This window comes from Stieleria bergensis (genome assembly GCA_007745635.1).
GTDB classification, from domain to species: domain Bacteria; phylum Planctomycetota; class Planctomycetia; order Pirellulales; family Pirellulaceae; genus Stieleria; species Stieleria bergensis.
Genome location: CP036272.1, coordinates 6,094,458 through 6,107,468 on the forward strand (window position 1 = coordinate 6,094,458; position 13,011 = coordinate 6,107,468).

Here is a 13,011-nt window from a genome sequence, read left to right on the forward strand (position 1 = left end):
GATCATCTGCTGCACAGGCGTTCGCCAGAGGGTGCTCTGCCAAACGTTGTCAGCAGCGCGAGCTTATTTCAGCAAGCCCTAGGGCGATTCACGCATCAGTTTCTCGGCGCGCGTGACGGCTGGCTCTGCCCAGTCTTGATCGCCGAAGGAATCGAGAACACTTTGCAAGCGAGCCTGCCGAGCTTCCTCCGGTAGCGTTGCGGCTTCATCGATCCGCTCCATCAAACTGAGCACTCTGGGGTCTTGCTGCCCGGGGTCAATGCCTTCTTTGAGCGCCAGATCGATGCGTCGCTGAAACCTGGCGATGGCAATCTTGGCGATTTCGGGCAGGTCGCCAAGCTCAGCGTCGTTGGGATCAACTTGGGTTTCAAAGATGGCCAACCACTGCTCCAGCTTCCTCTTGGCTTCTTGCGGTTGCTGTCTGCGCACGGCCAAGGCCTGTAGGTACGCTTCTTCAACCAGTGGCTGTTCTCCGGACCGCAGTTTTGCTTTTAGCGTCAATCGCTTCTCGACCCCTGTGATACGAGCATCCACCAGCAAGTCGCTGACCATACTGGCTTCGGGACGATCTGGAAAACGGGTCAGGAAATCGTTCAGCGTTTCGCGTTTTGGATCTCGATCCGCTTCGAGCGCCAAATTGATTTCGTCCAGCAACTGGTCCGCGGTGGTGGGCTGCGCCGTCAGCCAAACAAAGTAGCCACAACCAAGCAGCAGTCCGACCAAGGCAACAACTGACACGACATTCCAAAACGGATGCGGTTGATCCGCGTCGCCTCGCTGAGCGCCTTTGACCTGCGATGCCTCTTCAACGACGGTCTGAAAATGGGTGTTACCGGGCTCATAGTTGGTGTCGCCCGAAAGGCCACCACCGACAGGCTGGGAATGCTCTGTTGCTGATCTTTGAATGGCCTTCTGCTTGATTGTTTTCTGCTTAACCTCCGGGCCAGCGGTGTACCGCGTGGGGGCCTCGGGGTCAGCGATGGAAAAATCAGTGGAGCCCGTCTGATCGGATTGTGACCAAGCCACCGTTGCGTCGGTCGCCTCGGTGCTATAGGGATCGCCATGTTTTGAAACATTGCCTTTGCTGGTGTGCGGCGAAGGCTCGGGTGCATCTGGCAGATTGCCCAGCAAGAATGGATGGGGCTGACTTGATTCTCCATCAGAATCCAAAATGGCTTGAAAGCGGTTCATCACCGCGAGCGCAGTAGGAGGCCGATCGGCCGGAGACTTCTTCAACAGCTCGTCGACCAGTTGGACCAAGTCGCTGGGCAATTCAGGATCGACCAAGTCCAACATCGCCGGCTCTTTGCTGACCAAAGCAGTCAGGACTTCCGTCAGATTCTTGCCACGAAACGGTGGGCGGCCAGCAAGCATGGCATACACGACCGAGCCCAGCGAATACAGGTCCGTCTTGGAGGTGATGCTCGATTGATCCACCTGCTCGGGCGCCATGTAATCGGCGGTACCAAGAATGGAACCTTCGGCGGTTTGATCATTCCCAAAGATCTTGCTGATTCCAAAATCAACCAACTTGATCTGCTGGTCGCCGCCAATGATCAGGTTGGCCGGCTTGAGATCACGATGAGTCACGCCAATGTAGTGAGCATGATTGAGCGCCGAGCTGATCTGAATCGCATATCGAACCGCCTCTCTCCAAGGCAGTCGCTTGGCGCTGCGAATCCGCTGCTGCAGGGTTTCTCCCTCGACGTACTCCATCGAGTAAAACAGCATGCCTTGTTCTTCACCGTATCCCAACAATCGAATGATGTTTGGATGCCGGAGCATCTTGAGCGTTTCCACTTCGCTGTGGAACCGTCGGCGGAACCGCATGTCATCGGAGACCTGGGTGGCAATCAATTTGACGGCCACCAGTTCGTCGGTTTTGATTTGTTTGGCCTTATAGACAGACCCCATTCCGCCTTTGCCGATGGACTGGCCAATTCGATAAGGCCCCAGAAATTCAGGAATCGACATGCAAGCGGTCAGCCGTAATGAGAGAGAGAAGCCAAAGTCGAGAGCTCCATTCTAGCCAATCCCAGCCACACAACAAACAGTTCGGTCAATACATTTACACGACTTGCCAGAGCATTGGCTGGCGATTTGATGTTCCCTGCAGTTGCCGCCATGGCCTAACATGCCGCTATGAATACTTCAGCAGAATCCGCAAGCACTCTGGACGCAGGCTCTGGCACGAACGGCAGGGCCGATAAGCCGCCGACGGTTTCCACACGAACCTGGACGCTGCTGGCGGCGATTCCCGCGATTTGCCTTTGGCTGAGCGGTCCTCCGACCGGTTTCTGGCCCGCGGCACTGATTGCTTTGACTCCGCTGATGCTGATCGCCAACATGGATCAGCGAATCAGCAAGCGACGCTACTTGATCTTGTACCTCGCTGGATTCGCCTACTGGCTGTTGGCCCTGCAGGGGCTGCGATTCGCCCATCCATTGATTGTGCCAATGTGGATCTTGATGGCGGCATATTTGGCCGTTTATCCGCTGCTGTTTGTGCTGGCACTCAGAGCATTTCGGGACCGGCCATTGATGCTGGCACTGTTATCACCGGTGATCTGGGTCGGCGGCGAATGGGTGCGCAACTATTTGCTGACCGGCATCTCTGTCGCAATGCTCGGCCACGCCTTGGCGGAGGTTCCGATCATGATCCAGATTGCCGACCTAGCAGGCACTTATGCGGTGTCGTTTGTGCTTACCAGTTGCAGCGCGGCCGGTTTTGCGCTGATTCGTTGGTATCAACTAAGAGACAGCGTGAACAGCAAACGGCTGTTCGTCCCCTTTATGATTGCCATTGCCTTGGTCGCCGCGACGACTTGGTACGGCAACTATCGACTTGGCCAGCCCTTACAAGATGGGCAGACCACGTTTGCCTTGATCGGTCGCGCCGAGTCGATTGAGTTCGAACAGAATGAAGAGCGCAGTTTAGAGCTCTTTCACGGTTGCCTCAGACAGACCGCCCAAGCGGTGCAATCGGCAAACCAATCGCTTGACGTGGTGGTGTGGCCAGAGTCAATGTTCACCGCGGGGCTCCCATGGATCGATGGCCAGGCGTCACCACAGGCAGCAGACAAACTGGAGTACACTCCCGAACAATTGAATGAACTCTGCGAAATGCGTCGCGATCAATTTCTGTTTCGCGCGTCATCGATCATGCAGAACCTCGCCATCATGCTACCGGAAAACCAAACGCTGCCAGATCTCATGGTGGGCTGCGCCGTGGTCAGCTATGAAACTGGCATCGATGGCTACAACGGCTTGATTCATCTGGATTCCGAAGGCAAGGTGGTTCAGTGGTATGCCAAGAACCACTTGGTGATGTTTGGCGAGTATGTGCCTTTGTTGACCAGTCTTCCGGTGATCAAGCACTGGATCCCCGATGGCTTGGGACTGTCAACCGGCAAGGGCGCCGCTGCCATGCAGGTGGGCGAAGCGACCGTCCTGCCCAACATCTGCATTGAAACGGCTGTGGAACGCGTCGCGATCAATCAGCTACGTGAATTGCGTGGCCAAGACAATCAACCAACGCCAACGGTGATCGTCACCGTGACCAATGATGGTTGGTTCGACGACTCCAGCGTCGTGCAGCATCACAAACGCTGTGCACAACTGCTGGCAGTGGCTTGCCGCAAGCCACTGTTATCGGCTGCGAATAACGGCCCCACCTGCTGGATCGACAGTTGCGGTCGGATCGTGGAAGAAGTCCAGCAGGGTCAAGAAGGCACACTGATTGCGAGACCACAGATTGATTCGCGTCAGAGTGCCGTGCTCACGTTCGCCGATTATCCAGCCGCCGTGTGTGGGCTGGCGTTTTTAGGGACACTGGTGATCAGCTGTTTTGGCGTTCGCCACGTTTTTTGAGGGGGGGGGAATTGCGGTTGGCGTTGCCAACCACTTCAGTCACGGTAGGAACGGCCGTTTCCGGCCGCCCCCCGCACAGATCCGTACTTGAGTGTTGTCTCATACGGCTCCTGCCTTGATTCGGGCGCGAAATCGTTGATCTGGATACGGGTGGCGTACCTTGGCGTGAGGGAGGTAGGTCAGCAGCAACCGTTTCATGCGAGGCCAAGGCCAGCGATGCCGTTGGCTGCGACGACAAAGCGTACGCAACCATAGTCGGCTAACCTCGTCTCGAAATCGACGTAGGCGGCTCACATTGCCTGGGACGGCATAGTAGGCCAGCCAGCCGCGGACCACACTACCCAGCCACCGACCTTGTTGGCCGACTGACTGGTGTCGCCGACGACGAAGCTCCGCCTTGATTGCCGAGAGGGTACGAGCCATCCGGCTCGCGATCGTCTCGCGGCGAATCATGAACCATCCCGTCTTTGGGCTGGTATCACAGCGGTGCGTGAAACCGAGAAAATCGAACGTCTCCGGTCGACCGTCTCCTCGCTCAGATCGACGCTCGATCGCATAACGACCAAACTCGAGCAAGCGAGTCTTTTCGGGATGAAGCTCAAGGCCGAACTTACCGAAACGTTCCCGGAGTGCTTCCAGGCACATTTCAGCATCAGCTTTGCTCTCAAACCCAATCACAAAATCGTCGACGTACCGAACCACAACGACGTCCTTGCGGCCGCGCTGTCTTCGCCAGTGGTCGATCCACAAGTCCAACACATAGTGAAGATAGATGTTCGCAAGCAGCGGCGAGATCACCGCTCCTTGCGGAGTCCCCACCGTCGTCTTGGACCACTCACCGTCTTCGCTGACACCGGCTCGAAGCCATTTTCCGATCAGACGGAGACTCCGTTTGTCGCTAATGCGATGCTCGATGAACTTCATGAGCCATTGGTGGTCCACGTTGTCAAAGAAGCCTTTCACATCGGCGTCCAGAATCCAGTTCACCTTTTTGCTGCTCACGCCGACACACAACGCATCGAGTGCATCGTGAGCGCCGCGACCAGGACGGCCACCATAACTGAATCCGAGAAAATCCTGTTCGTAGATGCACTGCATGACCCACCCGGTTGCCTTTTGGACAATCTTGTCCTCCAGGGCCGTGATGCCGATCGGACGTTGCCGGCCATCGGCTTTGGGAATGTAGATTCTCTTGGAGGGCTTCGCTCGGTAGGCACCCCGGTGAATACGACCGTGTAGAGCCTCAATCGAGGCTTCTCGGTCTTGCTCGTACTGCTGCCAAGTCACCTCGTCGATGCCCGCTGCGGCAGATTTCTTCAAATCATCGAAGGCCTCGTGCAGCAGGGGAACGTTGATGTGATGCAACAGGTTCTCGAACTTCAACGCAGGACAGTCCCGCGCTGTTTCGCGCACACCCAGCAGCCCGCGAGAACGACGCTTGGTCCGACTCGAAGTTCGGGGTCGATCGTGCTGCGAGGTGCTCATCTTGGCTGAGTCCCTTTCCTCGACAGACTCCGCGGCCGGTTCAGTTCCGGCGTTGTTCGCCTGTGTCGGCAGTACTATGGACTCATCCGACTTCCGATCAGCGTTCATGGCAGCCTTTCCCGCTGGACGGTTCGCTGCCCGCACTGGATACTTGCCAGTGGCCGATCGGATCTCCCGGTTCTCGCGATTGAGATTTCCACGCATGCGCAGGTTCTCGTGACTCCGCCGTGTCCGATGGGTTCTCGCCTAATGACGAACCCATCGGTGTTGCCTTCCCCATAGAGGGACCAGGTCGGCACACGGAAGTTCAGATTTCGGAGCTCAATAGCTGGCCTGCGTTTCCCCCCTTGTCGGACGCTCAGCACAGATCGGTTACCCTCTCTGCACCTCCGATGGAGGCCATAGCAGTTGGCTAGACTTTCTACGTAGGACACTTTCATTCCCTATCTCAATCCGGTTTTATCCCGGCACTCCCCTCACCTCGCTTAGGCTCGACTCTCCCGCAAGCGGGAGAGTGCAGTCAACGAATGGCCCCATCAACAACACCCTCCCGCTTGCGGGAGAGTGCAGTCAACGAATCATCAGCTGTTTCTTAGCGGCGTAAATGTTACGCGAAGGTTAGCTTGGCTGCGGTGAGACGCTTTTTGGTCTCTTCCATCAAGGCATCTTCCTCGGCTTCACTTCCGGCAACGTAGGTGACACTGAAACGCAGATAAGCACCTGCGTCATCCCATGGAACGGTGACAATGCCTAGGTCTTCGATCAAGTAACGCGTTGCATCTTCAGCTGCTGCGAAGCTCTCGCCGCCTTCACATCCCGTTGGCGAGGGTGTGTACAGGAAGTAAGAACCTCCCGGCATCTGACAATCAAAGCCGACCTCTTTTAGCACAGCAACCAGTTTCTCCATCCGGCGACGGTACTTGTCGTTAATTCGCTGTGGAATGGAGTCATCGTCTAAAGCCGCTGCAGCCGCTTTCTGAGTTGCAATGAATTGACCGCTATCGCTGTTATCTTTCACGTCGGAGAACGCTGAAACGATCCGTTCGTTACCAGCGACAAATCCCATCCGCCAGCCGATCATGTCGTAACCCTTGCTCATCGAGTGAACCTCGACGCCAACATCCAGTGCACCGGGAGTTTGCAAGAAACTGGTTGGCTTGCCATCAAAGGTCAGCAAGATGTGAGCCGCGTCGTGAACGACGATAAACTGCTTTTCCTTGGCGAGCTTGACGACCTTTTCGAAGAACGATTGCGGTGCCAAACGACCGGTGGGCGAGTTGGGATAATTGATGACCAGCATCTTGGTCCGGGCATAAATGTCATCCGGAATCGAATCCAGATCGGGCAGAAAATCATTCTCGGCCAGCAATGGCAATCGATACACTTCGCCACCGTAATAGCGTGTGTGAGTCCCAGCCACGGGATAACCTGGCACGGTCATCATCGTGATATCACCAGGATTAATGAAACAAGCCGGCAACATGGCGTAGGCGGGCTTACTGCCGATGCAGTGATTGACCTGACTTTCGCTCAGTTCGACACCGAAGTGGCGTTGCATGAAGCGAACTGCGGCTTGCTTGTATTCAGCAACGCCGTTGTCAGCATAGCCACGGTTCTCGGCAAGATCGACTTCCTGCTTCATCACCTCGCGGACGGCCGAATCGGCCATGGCGTCGTTTTCGCCGATACCAAAGTCAAGCAATTGGCGATTGGGATGAGCGTCTAGCGCGTTTCGTTTGGCACGTTTGATCTTTTCAAACTTGTAGATCTCGGTGCCCTTGCCGTAGTTTTCACCGCCAATCCGCTCGGCAAACAGTTTCTGGAAGTAGGGGTCCTGAGTGGAGTTATCGCTGCTCATTGGGTTCTAGGGGCGCTACGAGGGATTGAAGGGTGCGAAAAAACACGTCGCGGGAAAGGCCTGCGAGGGCACAATCATAGAGAGAATCCCGCCGGCCGGGGAGTGCTTGGAGCCAATCAAAGCCAAGGCGGGATTGGAGAGCGGCGGATTGCAGAGTCACCGCGACGAGCGAAAGCCGGTCGTCCCAATGCGTGCGTCAAACGCGGTCCAGAGGGAAAAGACGCATGCAAGCACGCTCGCGGGGACCGCACGGATGGGGCCCACATAGAACTGGGCCCGCTTAGAACTGGGCCCGCTTAGAACTGGGCCCGCTTAGAACTGGGCCCGCTTAGAACTGGCCCTCCCGAGACCGGGAGGGCGAATCGCTGGAGCGTTGGCCTTAAACGTCTTTCCACTGACGCTCGGCGGCACTTGCCAACACGGCGTCACAGACTTTCTGGGTTTCCAGAGCCGAGCGGAAACTTGGCTCAATCGGCTCACCGGTTTCCAAGGACTTCAAGAAGTCGGCGACTTGGTGAATGAACGTGTGCTCATAGCCGATGTTCAAACCTGGCACCCACCAGTTGCCCATGTAAGGCTGATCACCGTCGCTGATGTGAACACTGCGCCAGCCACGAACGATGGAGTCATCGCGGTGATCAAAGTACTCAAGGCGATGCAGGTCATGCAGATCCCAACGAATCGAAGCATGTTCACCATTGATTTCCAAGGTGTACAAGGCTTTGTGCCCACGCGCATAGCGTGTGGATTCGAAGAGGCCCAAGGAACCATTTTTAAAGTGACAGTGAAACGCACAGGCATCGTCAATTTTGACTTCCTGGGTTTCACCGGTTTCGCTATGCGTCCGCTGCTTGATGAACGTTTCAGTCATTGCGGAAACATCAGTGATGTCCCCGTTTAGCCAGAGCGCGGTGTCGATACAGTGCGCCAACAAGTCACCGGTCACACCACTGCCAGCGGCTTCGGCATCCAGTCGCCACGTGGCTTCACCACCTTGTGGGACATCTTCGCTAATGGTCCAGTCCTGCAGGAAGTTTGCGCGGTAGTGAAAGATGCGTCCCAATCGGCCTTCGTCGATCAGTTGCTTGGCCAGCGTGACCGCAGGAACGCGTCGGTAGTTGTACCAAACCATGTTGGCAACACCGGCTTTTTCAACCGCTGCAACCATTTCTTCGCCTTCGGCGGTGTCCATCGAAAGCGGCTTCTCGCACAGCACCATCTTGCCAGCTTCGGCAGCGGCGATAGCGATTTCTTTGTGCAAGTTATTGGGAGTACAAATATCGATGGCGTCGATATCGTCACGCTTAAGCAGTTCGCGCCAATCGGTTTCGACTGACTCATAGCCCCACTGATCAGCAAAGGCCTGCGCCTTGTCTTTGTTGCGAGCACAAACCGCTTTAAGAACCGGTTTGTATTCCAAATCAAAGAAGTGATTGGCTTGTGAGTAACCGTTGCTGTGGGTACGGCCCATGAAGCCATAGCCGACCATACCAATATTCAAAGGTTTCATATCAAGATTTATCGAAGCAAGTAGTAGTAATGGAAAGGGTTGGTCTGTCGTGCGCTGAGATCAATCGGATCGATCCAATTAATTCAGCGAATCGTCAACCTTAATCATGGTGTCCAGAATGGTGTTCCAAGTTTCTGGCTTTTCCAAAGTCGCGTTGGGGAACATGCAGCCATCCCAGCAGATGTGCTTGATACCGCGTTGCTCGGCGTCTTTTAGCCAGTAACCAGCACACTTGACGATGTCCAACTTACCGTTGGGATCATCGGCAGGGCAGTGCTTTCCGGTCTTGTCATGGCTGCCAGCGCCGTGAACTTGACCATCATTCTGAGCGACGTGAAAGTCGATCGTCCAAGGACGCAACTTGTCAGTCATGTTTTCGTAGGCGGCGTAGAACTCGTCGTCGCTATAGCCCTCTTGTAGCAACGCATGCTCGGAAGCGTTGTACCCCATCAGGTACAGATAAGTGTGCGCCAGGTCAGCTTGGAAGCCCAAGGATTCCGGCATGCCGACTTCTTCTAACAGATCCAGCATGTCTTTCCAGCTATGCATGCCGGCCCAGCAGATTTCGCCTTCGGCAGCCAAACGCTCGCCATGATCGGCTGCGATTTTGGCTGCTTCACGGAACGTGTTGGCGATTTTCTTGGTGTTCGCTTGTGGATCTTCACGCCACTTTTCGACACCGAACTCAGCACTGTCGATGCGGATCACTCCGTACTGGCGAACCCCATGCTCGTTGAAGATGCCGGCGATACGGCAAGCCATCTTCACAGCCTCAAGAAACTTGTCGGTCTGCTCCTTGTCACCCATCGCTGAATCACCAACGGTGCCAGGCCAAACCGGTGCAACCAATGAACCGACGGCAAACCCTTTGGATTGAATCAAATCCGCGATCTTACGCAGCTCGTCGTCACTGGCTTGGGGATCGGTATGGGGATGGAACAAGAAGTAATCAATGCCGTCGTACTTACGACCATTGACTTCAGCGGCAGCGGTCAGGTCCAGCATGTGCTCCAAGCTGATTGGCGGCTCTTGACCTTCGTCATCACCTTTGCCGACTAGTCCAGGCCACATCGCGTTATGAAGTTTCATGTTGATTCAATCAATAAGAGGTAAGGGAAGGAAAGTCAGAGGCAGGAAGATCCTGTTTACGATTCAGACGCTGCAATCCGGCCCCCGCGTTGGGCAGATGGCAGGCCTTGGCAACTCGAACGGCCGATGCAGCCGTTGCCAGAGGAACACCGATCTTGTGCGAGCGTTGGGATCCCGTGCGCTGCTGCGCAAGGACAATCAAGGCATTCGATCATCGACTGAATCATGCCGAAGATCTCGCCAGCATCCAGTACGGAATCTAAGATCGAAACGCCCAACGGGACCGTTGCCTCGCTTCGCAGTCCACAGAGTCGATTGGACTGGCGGTTGAGAATCCGTAGACGTCGAAGACGGACCGTTACTCTCAGGGCATGTTGTATTGTCTTGACGGCTTTACGGCAAGAATGCCACCGTCAAAGAGCCCGATTTGGGCAGTGAAACACCCGTTCACAGATCCCTGAATGGCGATTTGGGAAGCTAATTCGACTGGGCAAGCGGGGAGCGGCAACCCCCTTGGCTAAAATGAGGGGAGGCACCACAACCCGGCAATTCGTCTCAGCCGGCCAACTCCCGGCCCCTGCCAACCCCTCAGCCAGCGGGGCTGGCAGGGGAAAAACACGGCTGCATCGCCAGCCCGACCACGAACGGCCGGCGTCAACTCGGTGTGCGCCAGCACAGCACCGTAGAAAACCGAACGGTTGTCGACCCGCGCATTCTAGGTGGAATCTGGGCTCCCCTCCTACCAGAATGGACTCGAATCAGTAAAACAGAGCTCTGGTTTGACAGTCCAATTCTAAAGGTCGTAATTTCACGATGGCAAAAAACAGAACCGCACGAAGCCTCGATGATCGTTTGAAAAGCGTCAGCTGGGATGCTGATTCGCCGCTGACGATGTCGGTGGAAACCGCTCTGGGAACCATCGAAACGCGCCACGGACGCTTTGTGGGCGGTCGCGCCGATGGTGTGGAAATCGTGCAGATTGATACCGGAACTGTCGTGGTTCACATTCTGCCCAGCCGAGGCATGGGAATTTGGAGCCTTGAATCCGGCGGATTGCACTACGGCTGGATGTCACCGGTCGATGGGCCCGTCCATCCGTCGCTGGTGCCGATCCATGACCCCAACGGCCTGGGCTGGCTAGAAGGCTTTGACGAACTGCTGGTCCGTTGCGGTCTAGAAAGCAACGGCGCACCGGAACACGATGCCAATGGCCGTTTGATTTATCCGCTGCATGGTCGCATCGGCAACCTGCCAGCGGACTCGCTGGAGATCGAATTCGATGAAGTGTCTGGTCGACTGGAATTGATCGGTCAAGTGAAAGAGAGCCGCCTGTTCTTTTCCAACTTCCGCCTGACCAGTCGGATCCGATTCCATGCTGGATCGCCCGATGTCGAAATCTTAGATGAAGTCACCAATGAGAGCTCAACTGAAAAGAGCATGCAGTTGCTGTACCACATCAACGTCGGTGCTCCGCTGCTGGAAAAAGGTGCCAAGCTGCACATGGCGGTCGATGAGATTGCCCCTCGCGATAGTCATGCCGCGACCGAAATCGATCGCTGGGATGCATACGATGGTCCTGAATCGGGCTACAGCGAACGCGTTTATTTTGCTCGACTGCGTGGCAATGAAATGCAGCAATCTACCGTCATGTTGACCAACCAAGCCGCCAGTCAAGGACTGAGTGTCACCTTTGGCTTGCGCAACCTGGATCGATTCATCATCTGGAAGAACACGGGCGACCTTGCCGATGGCTACGTCACGGGACTTGAACCGGCAACCAACTTTCCCAACGCTCGTAGTTATGAAGAGTCGCAAGGACGCGTGATCTCACTACGCCCCGACCAAACGGTCAGTTTTCGCGTGGCATTGCAGCCCTTGCAAAATGCCGCTGCTGTGGCCGAAACAGCAGCCAAAATTGAAGAAATCGCCGGCGATGAGCCTGCCAAGATTCACGACACCCCGCGTCCCGGTTGGACCCCCAGCGCCTAAGGCAGAGCAGCGCCTAAGGCAGAGCAGGGGTGAATCCCCCGCGCCACTGACACCGTCCCCTTTTCCATTCTAACGATCAATTGAGAACCACATGAGCCAACTGAAAGGCAAACGCGCCGTCGTCTCCGGGGCCGCACGAGGAATCGGGGCCGGGATCGCTGTCGAACTGGCCTCCCAAGGTGCCACCGTCGCGGTAAATTACCTGCACGATGTTGAGCTGGCAGAACAGGTCGTCGCTGAGTGCAAAGCCGTCGGCGGTGACGCCCAAGCCTTTCAGGCCGATGTCTCTGAACACGACAAAGTCGAAGCCATGATCGACCAGATTGCCGACCGCTTCGGTGGCTTGGACATCGTGGTCAGCAACGCAGCCTACAGCGACCGTCACTTGATGCTGGAATCGGACTTAAAAGAGTTTCAGCGGACGATTGATGTCAGCATGTGGGGTGCCTTTTACATGGTCCGCGCGGGAGCTGCCAAAATGGTCGAAGCAGGGCAGGGCGGCAACATCGTCGTGATCAGCAGCCCGCACGCCCATTTAGCGATGCCAGGTGCGATGGCTTACAACATGGCCAAAGCAGCCAACGACCAAATGGCTCGAACCGCTGCCTGTGAGCTTTCCCAGCACCGAATCCGCTGCAACTTGATTCACCCCGGCTGGATCAATACACCGGGCGAGCGAAAGTTCTTTACCGAAGAAACGCTGGCCGAAGAATCTTCCAAGCTGCCCTGGCGCCGACTCGGAGAGCCACGTGAAATTGGCCGTGGTGTGGCCTTCCTATGTCGCGAAGAAAGCGAATACATCACCGGCAGCACGCTGACCATCGACGGCGGCATTCAGCTGCCTTGGCGAGACATGTTTCGCATCGAAGAAGCTCAGCAAGCCAAGCAATGAGCCGCAGGCCCGTTTAGTGTTGCGGGAAACTCTGGCGAACGCCAAAACAGCTGACCATTCGTTGACTGAACTCTCCCGCAAGCGGGAGGTTGTTGCTGATGGGGAATTCGTTGACTGAACTCTCCCGCTGGCGGGAGAGTCGAGCCTAGGCGAGGTGAGGGTGAAGTGGTTGGCAACGCCAACCGCCAGCCACAACGAAAGTCACGGTAGGAACGGCCGTTTCCGGCCGCCCCCCGCACAGATCCGTACTTGAGTGTTGTCTCATACGGCTCCTGCCTTGATTCGGGCGCGAAATCGTTGATCTGGATACGGGTGGCG

The 13,011-nt window shown here is 56.0% G+C and carries 8 protein-coding genes; 3 read left to right on the forward strand and 5 right to left on the reverse strand.

The genetic code is table 11. The features are described 5' to 3' along the window. Window positions 1-78: 78 nt before the first annotated feature. The gene (locus tag SV7mr_RS21350; protein WP_145276513.1) at window positions 79-1,974 is read right to left on the reverse strand and encodes a serine/threonine-protein kinase; all 1,896 of its coding nucleotides are present in this window, start codon (window positions 1,972-1,974) and stop codon (window positions 79-81) included. Window positions 1,975-2,142: 168 nt separating this feature from the next. Between SV7mr_RS21350 and lnt the strand changes: the two genes are divergently transcribed. Further along, complete coding sequence (lnt, locus tag SV7mr_RS21355) at window positions 2,143-3,870, forward strand: apolipoprotein N-acyltransferase (protein WP_145276515.1); 1,728 nt, start codon at window positions 2,143-2,145, stop codon at window positions 3,868-3,870. A 99-nt stretch (window positions 3,871-3,969) separates the two neighbouring features. On the opposite strand, the gene ltrA is transcribed toward lnt, so the two are convergent. The 4 genes from ltrA to SV7mr_RS21380 all read right to left on the reverse strand — a co-directional run bounded on the left by ltrA (window position 3,970) and on the right by SV7mr_RS21380 (window position 9,812). Continuing rightward, entirely contained in the window at window positions 3,970-5,253 is a 1,284-nt protein-coding gene (gene ltrA / locus SV7mr_RS21360) for a group II intron reverse transcriptase/maturase (RefSeq protein WP_419187725.1), read from the reverse strand. 709 nt (window positions 5,254-5,962) lie between these two features. Next, complete coding sequence (locus SV7mr_RS21370) at window positions 5,963-7,213, reverse strand: LL-diaminopimelate aminotransferase (protein ID WP_145276517.1); 1,251 nt, start codon at window positions 7,211-7,213, stop codon at window positions 5,963-5,965. 379 nt (window positions 7,214-7,592) lie between these two features. After that, on the reverse strand, window positions 7,593-8,723 hold the full coding sequence (locus SV7mr_RS21375) for a Gfo/Idh/MocA family protein (RefSeq protein ID WP_145276519.1): 1,131 nt from the start codon (window positions 8,721-8,723) through the stop codon (window positions 7,593-7,595). 78 nt (window positions 8,724-8,801) lie between these two features. After that, window positions 8,802-9,812 (reverse strand): sugar phosphate isomerase/epimerase family protein, encoded by a 1,011-nt coding sequence (locus SV7mr_RS21380; protein ID WP_419187726.1) that lies wholly within the window; start codon window positions 9,810-9,812, stop codon window positions 8,802-8,804. A gap of 813 nt (window positions 9,813-10,625) precedes the next feature. Here SV7mr_RS21380 and SV7mr_RS21385 point away from each other — a divergent pair. Beyond that, window positions 10,626-11,801, forward strand: coding sequence for an aldose 1-epimerase family protein (locus tag SV7mr_RS21385; RefSeq protein ID WP_145276521.1), 1,176 nt, complete (start codon window positions 10,626-10,628; stop codon window positions 11,799-11,801). A gap of 91 nt (window positions 11,802-11,892) precedes the next feature. Then, window positions 11,893-12,693: an SDR family NAD(P)-dependent oxidoreductase gene (locus SV7mr_RS21390; protein WP_145276524.1), complete on the forward strand. Its 801-nt coding sequence runs from the start codon at window positions 11,893-11,895 to the stop codon at window positions 12,691-12,693. Window positions 12,694-13,011 lie beyond the last annotated feature (318 nt).

Bases quoted from the DNA above. Each gene is read 5' to 3' on its own strand.
- SV7mr_RS21370 (WP_145276517.1), bottom strand. From the start codon at position 7,213: ATGAGCAGCGATAACTCCACTCAGGACCCCTACTTCCAGAAACTGTTT.
- SV7mr_RS21375 (WP_145276519.1), bottom strand. From the start codon at position 8,723: ATGAAACCTTTGAATATTGGTATGGTCGGCTATGGCTTCATGGGCCGT.
- SV7mr_RS21385 (WP_145276521.1), top strand. From the start codon at position 10,626: ATGGCAAAAAACAGAACCGCACGAAGCCTCGATGATCGTTTGAAAAGC.
- SV7mr_RS21390 (WP_145276524.1), top strand. From the start codon at position 11,893: ATGAGCCAACTGAAAGGCAAACGCGCCGTCGTCTCCGGGGCCGCACGA.
- SV7mr_RS21350 (WP_145276513.1), bottom strand. From the start codon at position 1,974: ATGTCGATTCCTGAATTTCTGGGGCCTTATCGAATTGGCCAGTCCATC.
- lnt (WP_145276515.1), top strand. From the start codon at position 2,143: ATGAATACTTCAGCAGAATCCGCAAGCACTCTGGACGCAGGCTCTGGC.
- SV7mr_RS21380 (WP_419187726.1), bottom strand. From the start codon at position 9,812: ATGAAACTTCATAACGCGATGTGGCCTGGACTAGTCGGCAAAGGTGAT.